Here is a 20241-nt window from a genome sequence, read left to right as displayed (position 1 = left end):
ATGGAGTTTCCGTTCCGGGACGGCAAGCAGTTCGCGGGCCTGGGTGATTGCCAGTCCCGTCAGGCTCAGGCGCTGCACTTCCACTGGAATATGGCGCTGCATAGCGTTTCTGTAGCCAGAGCCAGTCAGTTGATGAACCAGCGGGCTGGCCCGCTGGTCTTCAGCATGGAAGACGAAAAACGCCGTGCCTATAACGAATTTTTCGCTGATCGAATTTTATCTCTGTTGCCTGGCGATCTGACTTGCGAAAAATTCGCCCCACAGATCGCCGACCTGCTGCTCCTGGGGGTCAAGGCTGCTTGAAACCTTCCGGACTACTGCAAGGTCAGCAGCGAGTGGAAGAGCAAGGTGGGCACCGGCAACAGCCTGGACTGGCCCGTGGGCACCGGGGCCAAGGGCAATGACGGCGTGGCAGGCGTCGTGAAAAGCACCCCCGGCGCGCTGGGTTACGTGGAACTGGTGTACGCCAAGCAGAACAAACTGCCCTACGGCAGCGTGCAGAACCGCGCGGGCACCTTCATCCTGGCCGACAACGGCCCCGCCAGCAAGGCCGCCGAGGGCGTCGTGATCCCTAGTGATACCCGCGTCAGCATCACCAACAGCCCGAATGCCGACGCCTACCCGATTGCCAGCTTTACCTACGTGATCTTTTATCAGGATCAGAAGTACGGCAACCGCACCGAGGCGCAGGCGATGGAACTCAAGAAAATGTTGAGCTGGATGACCACCACCGGGCAGCAGTACAACGAACCGCTGGACTATGCCAAGCTGCCCAGCAACGCGGCGAACAAGGCCAAGAGCATCATCAACAGCATGACCTACGGTGGCAAGAAGCTCTGAAGCAGCAGCACCTGACTCGGGCCAGCGCTGTGCGCTGGCCCTTTTGGCAAGGGGCCACCAAAATCCGGGGGCCAGAGATCTATGAAGCGAACGGCCTGCTGGTACGCGGCGTTCACGGTGTCGAGTGAAAAGTGCTGGTAGACCTTCAAACTCTTCTTGCTGGCATAGCCGCTCAGGAGCTGGATCTGTGCATCCGAGAGCTTCTGACCAGTCAGAAACGTCAGCATCTGGTGGCGGAACAGGTGGGGATGAACGGAAGCGCTCAACCCGGCGGTCTCCCGGTAGCGCTGGACGATTTGCTGACCCCGGCGGACCGCTCACGGTCCGCACCGCTGTGTCTCGAACAGGGTTGTGGCAAGTTATTGGTGTTGAGAGGAGGAAGAGGCCGCACTCACGCAGGTGGCCTGAACTCCAGGCCACCTGCTCCACGACGTCGCGCCAGAGCGTGAATGCCCGTTGCTGGTGGGAATGACAGGACCGCGCCGGTCACCGCCTGAATGTTCTCGGGAGCCGAGGACTGCGCGCCGCCGACCAGTGCCAGCAGTTTGGCTGCGGCTCCAGATAGGGTGATGCTGAGCTGTTCGGCCCAGTCACGGGTGATCACGGCCTGTCTCGCCTCGGTGTAAAGTCGAGACAGTTCGGGGTCCGTCTTCAGGGCTTCACGGTAGCTCTGAAGCGTCCTGAGCATGATTTTTTTCTGTCGCAAACTTCGGTGGTCAGCGCAGCCTTGGCCAGCAAGTGAGCCGCGCGGGCGTTGTCTCGTTTCGCCATGCGGCTCTCACCTCCTGGTGGGCAGAGTGAGGATGGAAGCAACGAAAAACCGCCCATGCGGGCGGCTGGGGCTGTTGAGCATCGGGATCAGGGGGCGATCACGTACCAGTAGGTCTTCGTGGGCGGAGCGCCGCCATTGGTACTCTCGATTTCCCGCGCGACAATGCCCTCATGTTCCAGCTCGCGCAGGGCGTCATCAATCGCATTGCGGGGCCAGCCCGAAAGAGTCCTGGCCAGATCAGCAGCAGTGCTTCGCGTCAATGGATGCTGGCGAACTTGCACCAGCACGTTATCCCTGCACGTCACAACAGTACTCATACAGGAAGTCTACGCCCCCTTTATCTGCGCCCGGTCATGATGATTGCGCCTTCCTGAAACCTCGGCACGCTACCCATAAGCGGCTCGCTGTGCAGCCCTAATTCGTGCAGGTAGAACGGTTCTCTAATCTGCAAGCGAGTCGGGGCAGGAAGTGCGTCGATGGCTTGACCCACGGTCCATTGGGGCTTCCGGTCTGTCTGCTCAAGCTGGCGTCGGCGGTACCGTTTGCTGGCCTTCTTTGACATTGCCACCACCTCCCAAGAACCAGTTCGGCTCTCCCCTATTCATCGGTCAGGCGTGTCTTCTACAGGTCAGGCGTGGATGACGGCACGAAAAAAGCGCCCCGAAGGACGCTAGCTGGTGATGATTGGCTGAGTGGAGAGAAGCTTGGGCGAACACGGGTCTCTCGCTTCAGTCAGCTTGCACTTCCGGCTTGAGCCGCCGATTTCGCCACCAGGATCAAGATTCAGAAATTTTACACCGCTCAGAAGAATTGTCCTTCCAGCACGCGCTCTAGCCGTTGAGCTTGCGGAACGTCCCCAGCGGCGGCACGTCTTCAGGCCGCCACAGGTAGTCCCCAGTCAGCCCGACATGCTCCCAGCCCAGTGGTGAGACGTGGGCAAGCAGTTCGTCCGGGATATCTATTCCCTCTGCTCGCAGCGCGGACACCGCCTGCCCCAGATACACCGTGTTCCAGGTGGTGATGACTGCCACCAGCAGATTGATGCTGCTGGCCCGGTTGTGCTGACGTTCCGATCGGCCTGAACGCGCACGGCAGTCACCAGCCGTTCCAACACCTGGATTCGGGGGATCAGAATTTTGCGCCGCCGCAGTTCGTCCATCAACGCCGTCATCAGTGGGAAGGGCTGATCGGTGGTCACGGCCTGCGGCAGCAGCCAGTCGCGCACCTCGCGGTTCAGATTCCGGCCGAGTTCGGCGTAGCCGAACTGCCCGCATAGCTCCGCAAAGTGTTCGTGCCGGGTGTTGGCCCGTGCGGCGTACCGGGGGTCACAGGCGGGGTCAAGCTCAAGCTGCTGCTCAGGAAGATCAGCACGTCTTCCGGGAGCTGTTCTGCGGCGGCCAGGCCGCGTCCCAGGTGTTTGAGTACGGTGAGCTGCACGGCGTATCCCAGACGGTTGAAATCGCGGCGGCGGGTCAGGACCGCCTCCCGCTCCGGGGCGCTGAGCAGGTAATGCCGTGCCAACAGGCGTTCATCCAACTTCGGGAAGCGGGTGAACTGCTGACGCTGGGCAGCGGTCAGCAGCGGCAGCATGCTGCCCCCTGACTCTTCCGATTGTCAGCGAGAATCAAACGAATGAAATCGGTTGAAGCTATTGTCATCTCACCCAGTAGAATAGATGAATGATCACGCTACCTGAGTCCACCGTAGCCCCCACCGTCTTGGACCAGCTCAAGGCCCTGTCGCATGAAATCCGCTTTGAACTGGTGCGCTATCTGGCCGGGGGCGAACGCTGCGTCTGCGATCTGGAAGCGCTGCTGAACTTGCCACAGTCCAAGGTGTCCTACCACCTGGCGATCCTGCGCGACGCCGAGCTGGTGTGGGCCGAGCAGCGCGGCAAGAACACCTATTATGCGCTCCGACAGGACCAGTTGTTCGGACTGGGCGGCGCATTACTCAATGATATTTTTGTCCAGTCATCCAGCTTGACGCATCAAGATAAATCTATATGCTAGGGCCATGCCCACTCCACCCCGCGTTCTGATCCTGTGTACCCACAACAGCGCCCGCTCTCAGATGGCCGAGGCATTGATGCGCGAGGCCGCCCGCAAAACTGGCGTTGAGCTGGACGTGCATTCGGCAGGCACCGAGGCCACTCGCGTCAAGGACGATGCAAAAACCGTGATGGCAGAAATTGGGCTGGACCTCTCCACCCATACCAGCAAGACGCTGTACGACGTCCCCGATCCTCAGAATTTTGATGCCGTGATCACGGTCTGCGACAGCGCGGCCCAGGCGTGTCCGGTGTATCCGGGGCAGACCCTGCGGCGGCACTACCCCTTTGTTGATCCCAGTGGCGGCAGCCTGAACCGCTGGCGGGCCGTGCGGGATCAGCTCCAGACGCAGTTTGAAAGTGTGGTGGGGGCGTTGAAGAACGGCCAGACACTGCCCGACAGTTACGAGGACAACCCCGCCGTGACGGCGCAGTAACCCCGGTGCTGCTTGCGGTCCTGATCTTTCTCTTCACCCTGGTGCTGGTGATCTGGCAACCCCGGTTCCGGTGGCAGCCGGACGGTCTGGGCATCGGCTGGAGTGCGGCCCTCGGCGCGGTGCTGGCACTGCTCACCGGAGCCGTCCATCTGGCGGATATCCCCGTGGTCTGGGCCATCGTCTGGAACGCGACGCTGACCTTTATCGCCCTGATCATCATCAGCCTGATTCTGGATGAGGCGGGCTTTTTCAGGTGGGCGGCCCTGCACGTCGCCCGCTGGGGCGGGGGGCGCGGCCATCTGCTGTTCGCGCTGGTGATTCTGCTCGGCGCGGCGGTGAGTGCTTTGTTCGCCAACGACGGCACGGCACTGATCCTCACGCCCATCGTGCTGGCGATGCTGACCGCCCTGGGCTTCCAGCCCAGGGCCACCCTGGCGTTCATCCTCGCCACAGGATTTATCGCGGACAGCGCCAGTTTGCCGCTGGTCATCAGCAACCTAGTAAACATCGTCAGCGCTGACTATTTCAACCTGGACTTCGGAGCTTACGCCGCCATCATGGTGCCCGTGGATCTGGCCGCCATCCTGGCCAGCCTGGGAGCGCTGTACCTGATGTTCCGCCGACAGTTGCCCCCCCAGTACGATCCACAGGTCCTGGACGCGCCGGGGAATGCCATCCGAGATCAGCGGGTCTTTCAGGTGGGCTGGATTGTCCTGGGGCTGCTCCTGTTGGGCTACTTCACCACCGAGTCGCTGGGACTTCCGGTCAGTGCGGTGGCTATCTCTGGTGCGGCGCTGCTGTGGGGGGTGGCGGCCCGTGGGCGGGTGATCGACACCCGCCGCGTCCTGAAGGGCGCGCCCTGGCAGATCGTGATGTTCTCGCTGGGCATGTACCTGGTGGTCTACGGGCTGAGAAATGCGGGGCTGACGGATATTCTGGCAGGTTGGCTTGATGGCCTCGCTGCACGGGGCCTGTGGGCCGCCACCTTCGGCACGGGGTTGCTGATGGCTGCTATTTCCAGCGCGATGAACAACATGCCCAGTGTCCTCATTGGCGCTTTAGCCATTGACGCCAGCGGGGCGACGGGGACCGTGAAGCAGGGCATGATCTACGCGAACATCATCGGCAATGACCTGGGGCCGAAAATCACGCCCATCGGCAGCCTCGCCACGCTGCTGTGGCTGCATGTGCTGGCGGGCAAGGGCATCCGCATCGGATGGGGCCAGTATTTCAGGGTAGGCATCGTGATGACCGTTCCCGTGCTGCTCGTGACGCTCGCGGCCCTGGCCCTCCGGTTGTCGTGGTGAGGGGGTCAGGTGATGCACTCGTTTCCGGTGCTGCGTCCCTCTGAAATCGTTGATCGTGCAGCCCTATCAGGCCCAGGAATTCGTCTCTCGAGGAGAAAACCCATGACCCAGCCCACTGCCGACAGGACCACACCCACCGTCAAGAAGACCCGCGTACTCTTCATCTGCACGGGCAATACCGCCCGCTCGCAGATGGCCCAGGTCCTGCTGGAACACCGCGCGGGAGACCGCTTCGAGGTCTCATCCGCTGGGCTGGAACCCGGTGAAGTGAACCCCCTGACCCTCCAGGCCCTTCAGGAGATCGGCCTGGACACCAGTCACCTGAAGGCTGAAGGCACTGGCCCCTTGCTGGGCCAGCATTTCCAGTACGTCATCACGGTCTGTCACCGCGCCGAGACCAACTGCCCCATCTTTCCCTTTGCCCTGCACCGGGAAGCCTGGCCGTTTGAAGACCCGGCGGCGGCGCAGGGCAGCAAGGAAGACCGCCAGGCGGTCTTCCGGCGCGTGCGAAATGAAATTGACGCCAGGATTCAGGTCTGGCTGTCAGCGCTTTTGCCCGCCCCCTGAATCCAGTGCTGAGCGTTGCCGTCGCCAACCAATCGCCCTCTTGAGATCAAGGAGAATCCCATGACCCAGACCCTGCACCCCATTTCTGGCCTCAGTGAAGCAACCGCTACGGCGGCGCTGATCGACGCCCTGCGCGCCCCGGCCCAGCGTCCGCTGGAGTTCTGGTTGAACGGTGAAATGCTGATCGGTCCCGGTTACCATGTTACCGAGGTTAAGGCCGTCAGCATCGAGGCGATGGACTGCGGCGGCAAGGCCGCCTCGTGGCGCGAGACGGTGATTCAATTGATGGACGGCTCCGCAGAAGACGCCGCAGGCGGCTTCATGACCAACCGCAAGTTCCTCGCCATCTATGACCGCGTGACGGGCAAGATTCCCGTGCGGGCCGAGGCCGAGGTGCGTTTTGAGTACGGCACTGCCCAGGCGGCAGCATTGCAGTTCCACGTGACCCACTTGGAGGTGCAGCCTGAGCGGCTCATCGTCCACCTGCGCCAGCCCGGCGTGCAGTGCAAGGCGGGCGAGGCCTGCGGCCTCCCCGCTGGTGAGACCGTGGCGGACGAGAGCTGCGCCCCAAACAGCGGCTGCTGTGGTCCGGCCACGGCGTCTGAACCTGTCGCCCTGATCCGTCTGGAGTGAGGTCACTTTGCCGCCGGGCTGGACCCTGCCCTGACAGACAGATTTCGCGGAAGAGCCACAACACGAAATGTTCTGCCTTAAAAGCAGGTTGCTGAGCCAACAATCCGCCCCCAAACCCTCTACATTGCAGCATGTCAGATCATAAGGCGAAATCTGAAGTCGTCGCCCAGCTCGTCCGCCTCGCCCGCAAGGAACGGCTGAGTTACGACGAGTTCGCCTACGTCTGCCAGCAGGCCCGCAAGAAACTCAAGCTGTAGAAGCCGAAGCGCGAACGCCGCTTGCCGCAGCTCCTGACGGCTGAGGAGCTGAACCGCTTTTTTAAAGCGGTCCGGGACGGGGGTCAGGTGCAGCACGAGATCATGCTCAAGCTGCTGCTGTTCACCGCCGTCCGCGCGCTCCTGGAAACCTCAAGGTCAGTCGGCAGAAGTCGCAGTGCTTGATCCTCAAATAAGTGCCAGGACAACGCCAATGGAGAGCCGCGTTCCCCAAACGTCACGCTATGGTGTTCTATGACCGATTCCTCCCGCAGGCTCAGTCGCCCACCGCTGAGTGACCGGCTGCAAAGCGTGACGGAATCGCTCGCAGCGGCGACCATCCCCGCAGATGTGTTCGAGATTGTTCTGAATCCCGCCCTGGAGGCCCTGAAGGCTCTGGCTGGCGTTGTCCTGCTGGGTCAGGGCACGGGAGACCGCTTGCAGGTGGCCGCCACACAGGGGTATGCCGAAGGCGAACAGACCCTGTGGCAAGACGGGGCGTTCGATGCGTTCGCTCCCACGGAAGACAGCCTCAACCGCCGTGAAGCCCTGTACTTCGAGCACCAGGAAGCCTTGACGACCGCCTATCCGCAACTCACCGCGCCCCCCCTTGGAGTGAAGGTGGTCGCCACGGCGGTGGTGCCCATGCTCCTGGGTGATCAGGCGCTCGGGGTCATCGTGCTGGTGTTCACTGAACCCCATGATTTCACCCCTGAAGAGCGCCGCTTCCTTCAGACCCTCGCGGCCCAGTGCGCCCTGGCGCTCGACCGCCTCGCCCTGAGCACCCGGCTGTCCCAGCAGGCCGAGGCTCTGACCGCGTTCGTGGCTCTCACGGAAGCCGTCGGACTCAACACTGATCTGGACACGCTGACCCGACGCGCCCGGGACGTGCTGCGGGCCAGCATCCCTGACCTGTTTGTGGCCTTCTTTGTCCCGAACGAGGGAAGGTGGATGCCCACTTTGTTGGACGAGGCACCTGACGACCTCAAGCGCTTGCTTGTCGCGGGCCTGCCGCTGGACACGCCGGCCTTTCACCAGGCTGTCCAGAGCGGGCTGCCGCTCTTCATTGAGCACTGGGACAGTACGGCGCAGAGGATTGTACACACCGGGGCTTTTAGTGCAGGAGTGTTTGCTCCCTACTTTCAGCAGGGACAACCCGTGGGCATGCTGGTGGCCGTCCTGCAACAGGAGCCCCTCTGGACGTCCCAACACCGGGCGGTCCTCACCGCACTCTGGCGCAGTCTGGGCGGGGCGCTTGACCGGGCCGAACAGGCGCGGCAACTGGAAGGCCGGGCGGCGCTCAACGCCTTCGTGGCCCTGACCGAAGCCGTTGGGACAGAAACGAACCTGCACCTTCTGGCACGGCACGCTCAAGACGTGCTGCAAGCTTCGGTGCCCGAATTGAGTGTGGTCTACCATGAGCTGGAAGGGGGCCTGTGGAAAGCGAGGACGGTGTCGGACAACGTGGATCCCCAGATCGCGGCCACCGCGCGGAAGGGGCATCTGGAAGACACGCCCAGCTTCCAAGAAGCGGTGCAGGCCAGGGGTCCCGTCTTCACCGATGGCTGGGATCCCCAGCGGGAGGGAATCGCCCACACGGAGGTCTACGGCGCGGTGGCCTTCTATCCCTATTTCAAGGGGGAGCAGCCCTTTGGCATGCTGGCGATGGGCACGGTGGACAGCCGCGTCTGGACTTCCCAGGACCGGGTCCTCTTCACGGCAGTGGGCCACAGTCTGGGTCTGGCGCTCGACCGGGCCATTCAGGCCGAAACGCTTCAGGCGCAAAACAAGGTGCTCGAAGCCCGCACCCAGGCGCTGGAAGCGTTCATGCAGCTCACCAAGGATCTGGGCGTTCAGGGCGACCGGCTGGCCCTGATTCGACGGGCGCAGGAGGTGGTGCGCTCACTCCTCCCCCAGGGGTACGCGGCGTACTTTGAACCTGTTGGGGGACGCTGGTGGATAAGATCTCAGGTGGGCTCCATGCGCTCGCCCAGCTTGCAGGCACTCGTGGATGCGGAAGGGGTCGATCTGGAAAGTGGTCAAAACATGATGCGGCCCTGGACGACCCGGCAGCCGCTGTATCAGGACGCGTATGACGTCACAACCGATGGATTGGATCAGGGGTTACTGCAAAACGTCGGGGCCACCGCGACGCTGCCCCTGGTGGAACATGGGAACGTCGTGGGCATTTTCGGCATGGTTCAGTACGAGGGCCGCACCTGGAGTCCGGTGGACCGGGCCGTACTCGAAGGTGTGGTGCGCAGTCTCTCCCTGGCGCTGGAACGCGGTGAGAGCGTGGCCCGGTTGGAGATTCGTTCGCAGGAGTTAGAACGCAGCAACACCAGACTGGAAGCCGCCAACGAAGAACTCGAAGCCTTCACGTACAGCGTCTCGCATGACCTGCGGACCCCGGTGCGGCACATCATCAGCTTCGGCGATCTGCTGCGCCGCGAGCTGCCGACGCCGCTGGACGCCAAAGCGGAGCGTTACTTCAGGATTATCTCCAGCGCCGCTGTCACGCTGAGCGGGTTGATCGACGGCATGCTGGAGGTCTCCCGCACTTCGCGTCAGCCGCTCCGCGCCGAGCAGGTCAATCTTGAACGGCTGTTCACGGAGGCCCACCAGAAGGTGGGGATCGACCTGCCGCAGCGTCAGATCGACTGGCAGATCCGTCCGCTGCCCACCGTCGTGGGGGACGCGGAGTTGCTGCGCCGGGTGATCACGGCACTGGTGGACAACGCCGTGAAATACACCCGCAGCCGGGAACGGGCGCTGATCGAGATCTGGGCGGAAGACCGGGGCCAGAATTGGGCGGTACTGGTGCGCGACAACGGGGTGGGCTTCGATCCCAAATATCAGAACAAACTGTTTACGATGTTCCAGCGCCTGCACCGTGCGGAGGATTTTGAGGGCGTAGCGGTGAGTCTGGCGAATGCGCGGCGCATCCTGGCCCGGCATGGCGGGACCATGACAGCGGACGGGCAGCCAGATGTGGGAGCCACCTTCGGCTTCATCCTGCCCAGGGCAGCGCCTTGATTGAGGCGAGGCAGAGCGTGAGGGACAAGGGGAGCTGGAACAGCGGGACGCTGTGGCAACACTGCCCATCTGTCATCCCAATTGTGATTTGCATTGCTAGGGCGGATTTCTGTTCTTACTCGATTCCGTTGGCAAAGTCAGGCGGGCAGAACACTGCACCCCGGGATGGGAATTCCTGCGCTCCCGGAGAAGACTGCGCGAGAGCTGTGACGGTCTCGCCGGGGATTTTACCGAGGGATTCCAAGCGCAACATGCCCCGCTTGGCAGACTTTTGCGGAGCTGGCGACTTTACCAACGGAATCTTACTCTCGTCAGACCCCAAGATCTGGGACTCGCTCAACACCGTGCAGTCCACCCTGAATGATCAGAGCGTGTACGACTCCGAGCGCATGCGGGTGACGATGCACGCCTTTGGCGAGACGCAGCCACCCCGCCCGGCTGGGTTGGGACAGTGGCTCTCGGTCTTGTTCAAGGGCACGAAGGGGTGAACAAATACGCGGACCACCGTCCAGGAAGCGCCCTATAGTGGCAGGCAATGTCAAACCCTGGTCCCCTGGCAACGGGCGCGTTGCCTGATGAACTGGCCCAGATGCGTGAGGCTTTAGCCGTCGCCCAGCAACAGAACGAGGTGCTGTCCACCTTCGTGGCCCTGAGTGAGGCCGCAGCCACCACCGATGACCTGACCGCGCTGGCGCGCCACGTCGGGGGCGTGCTTCGCCGCAGCATCCCCAACCTGTTGGCGGTCTACTTCACGCGCCAGGACGAGTGCTGGGTGGCCGAGGTGGTCAGCGACGCGGTCCCCCCTGATTTCATGGCGCTGCTCCGGGCTGGGCTGCCTCTGGACACGCCGTTCCTGGCCCAGACGGTGGCCGCCCGCACGCCGCAGGTCTTTGACCACTGGAACGCGGCAGAGCAGGGCATGCCGCATGCCGAGCAGTTTCAGGCGGCGGGCGTGGCCCCGTTCTTCCAGAGGAATCAGCCTGCTGCACTGCTCGTGGTGGGTCTGGTGGGTCAGCCCGTGTGGACCGCGCAGCAGCGGCAACTGTTCACGGCGGCGTGTCAGGCGCTGTACAGCGCCCAGCAGCGTAAAGCCCTGGCCCAGGAGCGGCGGCATGCCCTGGAAGCGTTCATGGACCTGACCGAGGCCATCGGCACGGAGACCGATCCACTGCGGCTGGCCGAGCGGGCCAGGGAGCTGCTCCAGGCGTTCATGCCGGGCTGGGTCACGGGGTACTACGAGTGGGGCGGCGAGCTGTGGCGCGCCCGACTGACGGACGAACCGGACCCCGACTTGCGCGCTGCGCTGCTGGCGGGCGTGCCGTCGGCCCCCAGCTTCGACGCGGCGATTGAGGTGCGGGGGCCGGTGTTCTTCAACCACTGGAATGCCCGTGAGTCGGTTGTCACGCGCTCCAGGGTCTATAGCGCGGCGGCCTTTGTCCCGTACTTCCGGGAGGGTCAGCCCGCCGCCATGTTCGTCGTCGCCAGCCCGGATGTCTCCGAGTGGAAGCCCGAGGAAGAGGCAGTGTTCCGGGCCATCGGGCGCAGTCTGGGCTTGGCGCTGGAGCGGGCCTGGCAGACCCAGGCCCTGGAACAGCGGACCCGTGAGTTGCAGCGCAGCAACCGTGAACTCAAGGCCGCCAACGAGGAACTCGAAGCGTTTGCCTATAGCGCCTCGCATGACCTGCGGACCCCGGTGCGGCACGTCAAGGGGTTTGTCAGCATGATCCGCCGCGCCCTGACCCGTGGGGAGCCGGACAAGGCGGAGCGCGCTTTGCAGGTGGTAGAGGGAGCTGCCGATCAGATGAGCGCCATGATCGACGCGATGCTGGCGTTGTCGCGCAGCACCGTGCAGCCGCTGACCCATGCGGTGATCAACCTGGGCGTGCTGGTGGACCACGCCCGCAAAGGCGTCGAGTACGAAGTCCAGGACCGCCAGATCGAGTGGCGGGTGGAGTCACTGCCGCAGGTAATGGGGGACGCAGCCACGTTGCAGCAGGTGCTGATCAACCTGCTGAGCAATGCGGTGAAGTTCACGCGCCCCCGGGAACAGGCGGTCATCGAGATCGGCACCCAGGTGGGAGACGAGGCGTGGACGGTGTGGGTGCGGGACAACGGGGTAGGTTTTGATCCGGCGTACGCGGCCCGCTTGTTCGGCCCGTTTCAGCGGCTGCACCGCTACAGCGAGTTCGAGGGGACCGGCATCGGGCTGGCGACGGTGCGCCGGATCATCCTGCGCCACGGGGGCCGCATCTGGGCGGACAGTGTGTTGGGAGAAGGCACCACGTTCTCGTTCACGCTGCCGCACGTCCGCCCGCTGGAACAGGGGGGCAGCGACCCCAGTTAGGCGAGGGCCTCTTGAGCGTTGCTGACGTCCTCCGCGTCCGCCTGCCGCTGACCCTCCAGCGCCTCCGCGTCATGTTCGCGTAGCTTTATCCGGCTGGTCTTGCCGCGCAGGACCTCAAGTGTGTACTTGCCCTGGAAGGCACGTTGTTCGGGCAGGGCCTTGGCCAGCGTGGTATACACCTCGGACGGCTTAAGTCAACTGCGCGACGATGTCGTGCAGATGTTCAGCGGCCTCCAGGTCCTTGATCACATAGCCTCTGGCCCCCAACTGGACGGCCTGAGCAGCCAGCCCGGGATGCTGATGGCCGCTCATCACCACCACGGGAACACCCGCCGCCAGTTCCAGCGCGCGGGTCAGCAGCTCCAGGCCCTGCCCATCTGGCAAGTTCAGATCCACCACCAGCAGGTCAAACGCGCCGCCGGGCCAGCGCCCCGCCGCCTCTGCGAACGTCGGCACATCTTCCAGCGTCCACGCCACGTCCATCAACGATAGGAGTTCGCGCAACAACAACACGTCCGTCACGTGGTCCTCGACCAGCAGCACCCGGGTCATGCCCTGTCCTGGAGGGGCTGGTTCCTGCGCCGGCCCCTCTGGGCGTCGCGCAACACCTGACGTTCCATCTCCCAGGCATCCAGCTCAAAGCGTCGGTGAATGATCTGTTCGAGCCAGACGCGCAACTGCTCGACGCGGGCCGCAGAGACACGGCACATGTCGGGGGCCACCCACTGATCGTCGTCCATACCCCAGCGTAGAGAGCTTCTGCCCCACTGGCACAAAGCCGGGTGAATGCGCCTTCAGCGTCGTCTCAACTGTGCAGCGGTTCAGTCCGTGGCGGGGTAGTGTGCCCGTTGGGCAGATCGGTCTTCAAGCGACGGTTGCGCGTCATGGCGACTGGCCCGGACGGCCAGGACGTACAGGCGGTTGACCAGGTCTTCGAGCCGCCCGTCGCGTAGATTGTTGACTTCGAGATGTTCCAGCAGGAGATCGGCCATCAACCGGTAGTCATCAGGGGTGAGGAACAAGTCACAGGTGATAGGGGCTGGCAGGAGGCTCCCTTGGTGTGTCATGTCTTCATTTTAAGCTCATGAAGGCGGACCGACTGTGTGACATCGCGCGGTAGCCGGAGGCACCGGATTGGCAGGACGCTGACCTCCGGGGCCGCCATTCCTTGACCAGGGAGGTCATAGCAGAGCGGCTGGCGGCTCTGCTATGACCTCCTGAACGCGGGCTGACCCTGCTCCCCAACGTCAAGGGGTGTTCTCGGCCAACTCAGGCTCCGCGTCCGCTTGTCGCTGCCCTTCCAGCGCTTCCGCATCATGTTCGCGCAGCTTGACCCGGCTGGTCTTGCCCCGCAGCACCTCCAGCGTGTAGTCGCCCTCTCCGAACAGCGCGCCGTCCAGCGTGTCCGGCAGCGCGATGCGGACCTCATGCGTCTCTGCGTCATAGCGCACCTTGACCGTGGTGCGGGCGTGACGCTCTTTCATGGCTTCAAGCTTCTTGGGAGCTGTGTTCATGAACGATCCCCGGCGCTTGCCACTGTCCTTCAAGGGCACCAGTTCACCGGCTGTCGGCAGTCCGACGTCGTGCTTGCTGTTCAAGTACCCCGCCATGTTGCTGCGTGCCCGCAGCTCGCCGTGCGTCAAGATCACTTTCCCTGGCGCGTAGCGCGCGATCATCCCCAGCAGTCCGCCCCGGTCCGCGTGGGCCGACAAGTAGAAGCGCTCCACTCGCGAGTAGGCCGACACCGGCTCGAAGCCGCCCCCATCCTTGCCGCCGTTCTGAGCGGGCAGCATGACCTCGCCGCCCTGCTGAAGTTCAAGGAGTCTGCGCCCCGGACTCTCGGCGTCCTGGTAGCCCACCACGAACAGAGCGTTCTCGGCGTGTGGCAGCCACGCTCGGGCGTACTGCGGACTGGCCCCAGCGTGCAGCATGCCAGACGAGGCGATCACCACGGCGGGGCGCTCGGAGGCCAGGATGCCGTCCCGCTCGCGCTTGTCCTTGACCAGGTTCACGGTGCCGGTCAGGAACGGGCGCTGTTTGCTGACTTTGCTGCGGTTCTGGAGCGCCTCGGGTAGCAGCGGCAGCATGTCCTCATAGGCTTCCGTGATGCCCCGCGTCAGGCCATCGAGGTGGATCGGGACACTCGGCAGCAGCCCGCTCATCATGGCCGTCTGAAGGATCTGGGTGATCTCCTGCGCCCGGCCCAGCGCGAAGGAGGGAATCAGCACCCGCCCGCCCCCGTGCAAGGTCTCGCCGATAGCGGTCACGAAGGCGCGCACCTGTTCCTTGCGGCTGGGCAGCAGCGTGTCACCGTAGGTGCTTTCGGAGACCACAGCGTCCACAGGAGTTACGGCAGCAGGGAGCCACGCGGCGTCCACCACGGGCGTCGAGATGTTGCTGACGTCCCCGGTGTGAAACACGGCGCGTCCTCCGCTCTCCATCAGCACGCTGGCGGCCCCGAGCAGGTGCCCGCTGGGGAACAGCGTGAAGGCGAAGCCGTGATCACTGACCCGAGTGAAGTACGGCACCGGGCGGAGGCGTTCCAGGGTGCGCTTCATCTCACCTGCGCTGAACAGCGGCTGGCCCTGCATGGTGGTGACCTTGAGGGTGTCGCCCAGGACTAGCGTGGCGATGCGGGCGGTGGCCTCGGTGCAGTAGATGTTGAGCTTTGGGAAGCGCCGGATGACCACGGGCAGTGCGCCGACGTGATCGAGGTGCGCGTGGGTCAGGATCATCGCTGCGGGCGGGTGTTCAGCAAGCAAGCCGATTTGGGGCAAGGCGGCGTCCCCGATGGACCCAGGACGCGCTCCGGCGTCGATCAGCAGGTTGCCCTCGGCCAGGCGGTACAGGTAGCTGCTGGCCCCCACCTCGTCGGTGCCGCCGAGTCCCAGGAAATGCAGATCACTCATGGGGGGCATTGTGGCGGATGGCGTGAAACGCCATCACGACAGGACCGCTCCTGGCTCCATCCCCAGATCGTTGATGTTGAATCCCGTGGCTGCCCGTGCCTTCTCGTTGAGCAGGTGCATCAGCAGCCGCCCCGGCGTCTCAATTTTCTGGCCTTTCAGCCGCCATTTTTCCAGCCGCTGGATGCAGCGCCGGACCTCCTTGACCCCCAGATGGACCAGCGCCTTGTAAAACCCGATGGCCGCTACCGCGTGGGTGGCCGGATCGTCGTGGTGGATGGCGATCTGCACCGCGAATTCCCAGAGCTGTGGATTGGCATTCCGCAATCTGTCTAGACAACTCTCTAAATTGCCTGTCACTGAATCAAGGGTGGGGGAAAGTGTTCCTCGCTCGCCCGCACGCGTGATCAGTGCCGCACCATCCAGGCAGCGCAGCAGGTCTTCTCTAGCCTCTCCCGCAGAGGAAGCTCCTGACATGCTAATCGAGTGCTTCAGCGCGAACGGCGAGAAGCTCAAGAACAAAAGCGATGTCGCCCTGACCTACCTGAAAGGGGCTTACGCCACGGCCACGGCAGGCGTCCCCGGCCTGAACGCCACCACCATCGACAATCTCCTGCTGGCCGACGCGATGGTCAAGGCCCGCGACTGGGTCTGGGATCAGATCGGCGGCCTCGTCAACCAGATCAGCAGCGAGCCCGTCACCGACGACAGCACCCTGCCCACTGGCGGACAGTCGTGAAACGGCTAATTCTTGCGGCCTCTATACTGCTGGCCCTGGGCAGTTGCGCCGTCCTGGCTCCCGTCACCACCACCGCAGACCCCGGCGGCGCGGTCCTCAGCCTCAAAGCCCATGAATGGTTACAAGATCGTACGCTTTGACGCTGGAACGCTGCCCGCCCAGGACGTGGTGTTGACCCTGAGCGGCATCAAGCTCAGCGTGAATGACCCCACCTGCAAGGCAGTCGAGAATCAACTGGTGTGCAAGATCGGAAACGTGACCGCCCAGACCGGCTACGTGCTGCCCGCGCGAGGGGTGGTGGTGGAAGCGGAGTACAAACGGCCTGGCAGCGCCACGGTGTACAAGCTGGCCACTGACTAACGGACAGCACAGGCGACGTGTCAAAGGACCACCCGTTTCTTTGACACGTCGCGACCATACGTCAAAACCTTTGACAGATCCATTGCCCCCTGCCCCAGCCCAAGTGGCTGTCGGCAGGGGGCTTTTTTGCGTTTACACCCGCGTAGACTCAGCGATCATGCCCCGCAACACTCCACCGACACCGCCCCAGTGGATGAACCGCACTGCCCCCCGCGAGGTGCTGAGCATCCGACTCATCCCTGGCGTGCGTGAGGCGCTGGATGCCTACTACGCGGAATTGCAAGAGGCAGGCTGGGTGAACGTCCAGAAGCACCATGTCGTCGAACATCTCCTGGCCCGCCTGCTGACCGAGGAAGGCCGGACGGAGATCACGGCGGAGCTGGCAGAGAAACATCCCGGCTGATCCCTCATCCAACCTTGACTACCGCTGTTGTCAGGGCCACGCAAGCTCGCCATCAGTAGCTTGACGAATGCTCCATCCAACGCCTGGACCGCAGGGTCCACACATCGTTGCCCTCCTGTCACTGCTGGTGGCCGTCATCAGTCTGACCAATGTCGTCCTCCTGTTGTCGGTCAGCGATTCAGAGATCGGCCATTCACTTCTGATCGCCGCCCTTTGCGTCGTGCTGACAACAGTCGGGTGGCAGCGACGGATACCATTCGTCGGTCAGGCACTGAATGCAGCGTTACGCGCCCACCAAAGACCGCTGCTGCTGGCCGTGGGTGTGTCTATGCCCGTACTGGTGGGTCTAGGCCTGCCCTTCACGCTGCCGCTGGGGGCCGCGTGGGTGACGTGCGTTCTGGTGATCGTGATGATCAGCGATTGATCTCTTCTACTTCTGGCAGCGCCCCACCTTGAGCAAAGCAGCCAAGCTATGACAGGTGGCTGAGCGCGAAAGCAGCCAGGAAACCGCAGGTGGTGGCCAGGCCGATCATGGCCCCGCCTTCCTCGTACGCCTCGGGCAGCATGGTGGACGACAACATGGTCAGGATGGCCCCGGCGGCAAAAGCCTGAATCCCGGCGGTCAGATTGACGTCTGCGCCGCGCAGGGCCGCGTAACCCAGTCCAGAGGCTGCTGCGCTGAGGAGCGCGATGGCCGTCCACATCAGGAGAATTCGGGCGGGCCGGTGTCCGGCCCGCTTAAGACCAACACTCGCGCTCAAACTTTCTGGAATGTTACTCAGGAACACGGCCGCCAGGAAGACCCAGCTCAGCTTCCCACCGGCGAGCAGGCCCACCCCGATGGCAATGGATTCCGGGATGCCGTCCATCAGGGTCCCCAGCACGATGGCGGAGGCCTGTCCGTCTTGTTGCTGACCGGTACTGCGTTTGCGGTGTTTTCCTCCGGCGCGGTTAACCGCGAGGTCGCCCAGGAAGAAGGCGAGCGCGCCGAGCAGCAGACCGATGGAGACCGCGTCGAGTCCGCCCTGACCGAAGGCTTCGTCCATCAGTTCGAAGGCCACACTGCTGACCAGCACGCCAGCCCCGAGGGCCATGATCAGCGCGACCCAGGTCTTGTTCAGCGGGGCGTAGAGGCCCAGAAGTGCACCGAACATCAGGGAAGATCCACCCGCCAGGCCCCAGAGGGTAGCTGTCCACATGGTTTGATTATCGCATCTGAGAAATAGGCCCCCACCTTCCTGCGCTTTGGCGTAGGCGGGTGGGGGCCTTTCGCGTTTATCACCGCGCAAGCCAGACTCAAGGACCCAACACACCACCAACACCACCGCAGGAGATGAACTGCGCCGCCCATCACATTGATGTCGCAGCCCCCCAATGGCGTGTGCGGAGAATGTAAGAGCGCAGTAAATAGTGTAGGGGATGCTTCAATTCAAGGAGATCAGATGACGAAGAGCTTGTTGGGACAGCCGCCTGCAGCCGCCCTGAGCACCCTCCTGTTGGGCCTTCTGCTTTCCGCGTGCGGCACCCAGACGCAGACCATGCCCACTCCAGACCCCGCGCCCCCCAAACCCCACCTGGGTGCCGCGCCCCCTCTGGTCGTGGACTGGTACAGCCCCTCGGGCATGACCTTCGGCAAGGGGTACAGCTCGCTGTCCGGCGAACTCGAAGGCACCTGCGTCAAGGGCACGGTCGAGCAGAAGTCCATCGGGACCCTGTCGGCGAACTACGACATCAAAATCGTCTCCAGCACCCAGGAATTGGCGTCCTCTCTGGGCATTACCGCCGAAGCCTCCGTCGGGTTCGGGCTCTTCTCGGCCTCGGCCAAGTCCTCGTATCTGCAGAGCCAGGCCTCGAACTCGTACTCGGTGTACGTCATCGTGCACTCCGAGATCGTGGGACCGTCCATCGTGCTCTCAAATGCTCACATCATGAAGAGTGACGAGGACCCCAGCGGGCAGGACAACTACGCCGACTTCATCAACAACTACCTCAACTTTTATTCCAAGTGCGGCGACAAGTTTCTCGCGGCAGCCACCACAGGCGCGACGTACTGCGGCATCATCCGGCTCGACACTGCCAGCGCCTCTGAAAAGACCGAACTCGAAAACGAGTTGAAGATGAAGTACGGCTCAGCCTCCGGCTCCGTGGACGTCAAACAGGCCGTGAGCCAGATCTCGAGTCAGTACAACGTTCACATCAACGAGTTCTATGACGGCGTCATCCCCACGAAATTCGCGACGGACTACCAGACGCTGCTCGACAACTCGACGAACTTCCCAGCGCTCTTTACCACCCAGTGCTCCGGACAGGCCGTGAGCAGCAGCCAGCTCGTCTGCCTGAAGTCGGCCAATTTCCAGGACTACCAGACCCTGGCGCTGGAGAAGGCGAACACTTCGGTGCTCGACCAGGCGCGCAGCAACGCCCTGCAACTGACCAACTCCGCGATCGGTTACCAGAACAAGCTTAATGACGCCCTGACCGCGCAGCTGAATCCGTACCTGTTCACTGACAGTCAGGCCAGCATCGGCTCGATGGTTGGCGTGAGTGGGCAGCTTCTCGCGACCGCCAAGGGCGCCCTCAAACAGTGTGCCCGGGATGTCCGTGATTGCCTCGCCACGGCGGCCGTCAATCCACCCCTGACCGATCCCGGTGCCCTGCCTTCGCCGCACCAGATCGACCTGGGTAAACCCACGACCTGCCTGGACTACAAAACCAGGTACATGGCCTTTGGGGACGTCCAGAAAAACCATCCCCTGCAAGATGCCAACTACCGGTTGTATGTCGGCAACCAGACCGCACGGGCCGCCACCATCTGGTGTGCCGACATGGCCTCCGCTGCACCCCAGGAATACATTTCGCTGGTGCAGCCGAACATCTCGCGGACCCGCTTCGGTACCCCGGCAAATACCTCAACCACGCTGTGGAGCAAGATCAAGCTCAACCCGGTCACGCTGACCATCTCGCCGTTTGATTTCCGTTACGCCCTGGTCACATCAGGCAACAGTCAGTCGCCATTCGGGTATACCAGCGATTCGCCGAGTGATGGGACGAAGTTCAACGATGACGTCGTGGCCAATGCCGACCTCCGCGGCACCAACTTCCAGTTTCCCAACAGCCTGTATGTGTGGCAGGCGTTTCAGCCTGGCGCGATGGGGGGACGGATCTCGCGCCCGAGTACCCAGCAGATTGACATGGTTGCGCCGCACAACGGAATGACCGCGTTTTCAGTCAATTCGACCAGTCAGTACTCCGGAAGGTTTTTGACGAATGGGGTGGGGATCGTCCATGTTGATGTGTGGCAACAAAACGGACGACCCCCAGCCAGATTCTAGCGGCCCTGCTCCCTGGAACCAGCCTGCGTTCCACCCAGGCCGCCTATCTTCAGGTGCTGTTGGTGCTGTGGCTGGTCGTTCCTGGACGACTGAATTTCACCAATCTGGCCCGCTATGGCGGGCCATCTGAGCGAACCCATCGCGCCTGGTTCCAGAAACCAATGCCGTGGGTGGAGTTGAACACCAGTTTGATCTTGCAGATGCAAGATCAGCAGTGTCTGGGCAGGGAGAGCATCATTGGGATCGACGCAGTATTCATCG

At 63.1% G+C, this 20241-nt stretch carries 25 protein-coding genes and 4 pseudogenes; 17 read left to right on the top strand and 12 right to left on the bottom strand.

Annotated elements, in window-relative coordinates; translation table 11 throughout:
* Together BOO71_RS27705 and BOO71_RS07370 are read left to right on the top strand one after the other, a co-directional pair.
* Positions 1 to 303 (top strand): annotated as a pseudogene (locus tag BOO71_RS27705) (IS4 family transposase); the annotation flags it as partial.
* Positions 304 to 321: 18 nt separating this feature from the next.
* Positions 322 to 840, top strand: a pseudogene (locus tag BOO71_RS07370) (substrate-binding domain-containing protein); the annotation flags it as partial.
* Here the strand turns inward: BOO71_RS07370 and BOO71_RS07365 are convergent.
* From BOO71_RS07365 to BOO71_RS07335, 5 genes and pseudogenes are all read right to left on the bottom strand, one after another.
* The gene (locus BOO71_RS07365; RefSeq protein WP_083653174.1) at positions 819 to 1136 is read right to left on the bottom strand and encodes a tyrosine-type recombinase/integrase; all 318 of its coding nucleotides are present in this window, start codon (positions 1134 to 1136) and stop codon (positions 819 to 821) included. The pseudogene BOO71_RS07370 and the gene BOO71_RS07365 sit on opposite strands and share 22 nt — an antisense overlap.
* A gap of 95 nt (positions 1137 to 1231) precedes the next feature.
* Positions 1232 to 1528, bottom strand: coding sequence for a hypothetical protein (locus tag BOO71_RS07360; protein WP_075831306.1), 297 nt, complete (start codon positions 1526 to 1528; stop codon positions 1232 to 1234).
* Positions 1529 to 1698: 170 nt separating this feature from the next.
* On the bottom strand, positions 1699 to 1929 hold the full coding sequence (locus tag BOO71_RS07355; protein ID WP_139322814.1) for a hypothetical protein: 231 nt from the start codon (positions 1927 to 1929) through the stop codon (positions 1699 to 1701).
* Between the two features lie 513 nt (positions 1930 to 2442).
* Positions 2443 to 2829, bottom strand: a complete 387-nt coding sequence (locus BOO71_RS29050) for a Tn3 family transposase (RefSeq protein WP_368482869.1) — start codon at positions 2827 to 2829, stop codon at positions 2443 to 2445.
* Positions 2760 to 3202 (bottom strand): annotated as a pseudogene (locus BOO71_RS07335) (DUF4158 domain-containing protein); the annotation flags it as partial. The gene BOO71_RS29050 and the pseudogene BOO71_RS07335, both read right to left, overlap by 70 nt.
* Before the next feature lie 89 nt (positions 3203 to 3291).
* Here BOO71_RS07335 and BOO71_RS07330 point away from each other — a divergent pair.
* The 9 genes from BOO71_RS07330 to BOO71_RS07290 all read left to right on the top strand — a co-directional run bounded on the left by BOO71_RS07330 (position 3292) and on the right by BOO71_RS07290 (position 12240).
* Positions 3292 to 3624 carry an ArsR/SmtB family transcription factor gene (locus tag BOO71_RS07330; RefSeq protein WP_075831302.1) on the top strand — a complete coding sequence of 111 codons (333 nt, stop codon included), beginning with the start codon at positions 3292 to 3294 and terminating at the stop codon, positions 3622 to 3624.
* A gap of 4 nt (positions 3625 to 3628) precedes the next feature.
* Entirely contained in the window at positions 3629 to 4099 is a 471-nt protein-coding gene (locus BOO71_RS07325) for an arsenate reductase ArsC (RefSeq protein WP_075831301.1), read from the top strand.
* 5 nt (positions 4100 to 4104) lie between these two features.
* The gene (locus tag BOO71_RS07320; protein WP_075831300.1) at positions 4105 to 5406 is read left to right on the top strand and encodes an arsenic transporter; all 1302 of its coding nucleotides are present in this window, start codon (positions 4105 to 4107) and stop codon (positions 5404 to 5406) included.
* A 102-nt stretch (positions 5407 to 5508) separates the two neighbouring features.
* Positions 5509 to 5973: an arsenate reductase ArsC gene (locus BOO71_RS07315; RefSeq protein WP_075831299.1), complete on the top strand. Its 465-nt coding sequence runs from the start codon at positions 5509 to 5511 to the stop codon at positions 5971 to 5973.
* A 60-nt stretch (positions 5974 to 6033) separates the two neighbouring features.
* Entirely contained in the window at positions 6034 to 6606 is a 573-nt protein-coding gene (locus BOO71_RS07310) for a DUF6428 family protein (protein ID WP_075831298.1), read from the top strand.
* Between the two features lie 131 nt (positions 6607 to 6737).
* Positions 6738 to 6863, top strand: a complete 126-nt coding sequence (locus BOO71_RS29045) for a hypothetical protein (protein ID WP_303046721.1) — start codon at positions 6738 to 6740, stop codon at positions 6861 to 6863.
* Between the two features lie 252 nt (positions 6864 to 7115).
* A complete protein-coding gene (locus tag BOO71_RS07300) occupies positions 7116 to 9896 on the top strand; it encodes a GAF domain-containing protein (protein WP_075831296.1) in 2781 nt (926 codons plus the stop codon).
* Positions 9897 to 10240: 344 nt separating this feature from the next.
* Positions 10241 to 10384, top strand: coding sequence for a hypothetical protein (locus BOO71_RS27700; protein ID WP_175607389.1), 144 nt, complete (start codon positions 10241 to 10243; stop codon positions 10382 to 10384).
* 47 nt (positions 10385 to 10431) lie between these two features.
* A complete protein-coding gene (locus BOO71_RS07290; RefSeq protein WP_075831294.1) occupies positions 10432 to 12240 on the top strand; it encodes a sensor histidine kinase in 1809 nt (602 codons plus the stop codon).
* Here the strand turns inward: BOO71_RS07290 and BOO71_RS07285 are convergent.
* The 6 genes from BOO71_RS07285 to BOO71_RS07260 form a co-directional block, all read right to left on the bottom strand.
* Positions 12237 to 12419, bottom strand: coding sequence for a hypothetical protein (locus tag BOO71_RS07285; RefSeq protein WP_075831293.1), 183 nt, complete (start codon positions 12417 to 12419; stop codon positions 12237 to 12239). The genes BOO71_RS07290 and BOO71_RS07285 overlap by 4 nt on opposite strands.
* A gap of 10 nt (positions 12420 to 12429) precedes the next feature.
* A complete protein-coding gene (locus BOO71_RS07280; protein ID WP_075831292.1) occupies positions 12430 to 12792 on the bottom strand; it encodes a response regulator in 363 nt (120 codons plus the stop codon).
* The gene (locus BOO71_RS07275; RefSeq protein WP_075831291.1) at positions 12789 to 12980 is read right to left on the bottom strand and encodes a hypothetical protein; all 192 of its coding nucleotides are present in this window, start codon (positions 12978 to 12980) and stop codon (positions 12789 to 12791) included. The genes BOO71_RS07280 and BOO71_RS07275 overlap by 4 nt, the downstream gene beginning before the upstream one ends.
* Positions 12981 to 13061: 81 nt before the next feature.
* Positions 13062 to 13262: a hypothetical protein gene (locus BOO71_RS07270; protein WP_139322813.1), complete on the bottom strand. Its 201-nt coding sequence runs from the start codon at positions 13260 to 13262 to the stop codon at positions 13062 to 13064.
* A 225-nt stretch (positions 13263 to 13487) separates the two neighbouring features.
* On the bottom strand, positions 13488 to 15149 hold the full coding sequence (locus BOO71_RS07265) for an MBL fold metallo-hydrolase (protein ID WP_075831289.1): 1662 nt from the start codon (positions 15147 to 15149) through the stop codon (positions 13488 to 13490).
* 33 nt (positions 15150 to 15182) lie between these two features.
* Positions 15183 to 15506 (bottom strand): hypothetical protein, encoded by a 324-nt coding sequence (locus BOO71_RS07260; RefSeq protein ID WP_139322812.1) that lies wholly within the window; start codon positions 15504 to 15506, stop codon positions 15183 to 15185.
* Positions 15507 to 15621: 115 nt separating this feature from the next.
* Here BOO71_RS07260 and BOO71_RS07255 point away from each other — a divergent pair, with 115 nt between their 5' ends.
* The 4 genes from BOO71_RS07255 (at position 15622) to BOO71_RS07240 (ending at position 17072) form a co-directional block, all read left to right on the top strand.
* Entirely contained in the window at positions 15622 to 15885 is a 264-nt protein-coding gene (locus tag BOO71_RS07255; RefSeq protein WP_075831287.1) for a hypothetical protein, read from the top strand.
* A 111-nt stretch (positions 15886 to 15996) separates the two neighbouring features.
* Positions 15997 to 16245, top strand: coding sequence for a hypothetical protein (locus tag BOO71_RS07250; protein ID WP_075831286.1), 249 nt, complete (start codon positions 15997 to 15999; stop codon positions 16243 to 16245).
* A 157-nt stretch (positions 16246 to 16402) separates the two neighbouring features.
* A complete protein-coding gene (locus tag BOO71_RS07245) occupies positions 16403 to 16648 on the top strand; it encodes a hypothetical protein (RefSeq protein WP_139322811.1) in 246 nt (81 codons plus the stop codon).
* Between the two features lie 67 nt (positions 16649 to 16715).
* Positions 16716 to 17072 (top strand): hypothetical protein, encoded by a 357-nt coding sequence (locus BOO71_RS07240; protein WP_075831284.1) that lies wholly within the window; start codon positions 16716 to 16718, stop codon positions 17070 to 17072.
* Between the two features lie 46 nt (positions 17073 to 17118).
* Here the strand turns inward: BOO71_RS07240 and BOO71_RS07235 are convergent, their stop codons facing one another.
* A complete protein-coding gene (locus BOO71_RS07235) occupies positions 17119 to 17802 on the bottom strand; it encodes a ZIP family metal transporter (RefSeq protein WP_254843074.1) in 684 nt (227 codons plus the stop codon).
* Between the two features lie 288 nt (positions 17803 to 18090).
* Here BOO71_RS07235 and BOO71_RS07230 point away from each other — a divergent pair, with 288 nt between their 5' ends.
* Together BOO71_RS07230 and BOO71_RS28255 are read left to right on the top strand one after the other, a co-directional pair.
* On the top strand, positions 18091 to 19980 hold the full coding sequence (locus BOO71_RS07230; protein ID WP_075831282.1) for a GON domain-containing protein: 1890 nt from the start codon (positions 18091 to 18093) through the stop codon (positions 19978 to 19980).
* Between the two features lie 59 nt (positions 19981 to 20039).
* Positions 20040 to 20241, top strand: a pseudogene (locus BOO71_RS28255) (hypothetical protein); the annotation flags it as partial.

The organism is Deinococcus marmoris (assembly GCF_001949125.1).
GTDB lineage: Bacteria > Deinococcota > Deinococci > Deinococcales > Deinococcaceae > Deinococcus > Deinococcus marmoris_A.
Note: the sequence above shows the minus strand (reverse complement) of the source record. Positions and strands in the feature narration are given on the sequence as shown.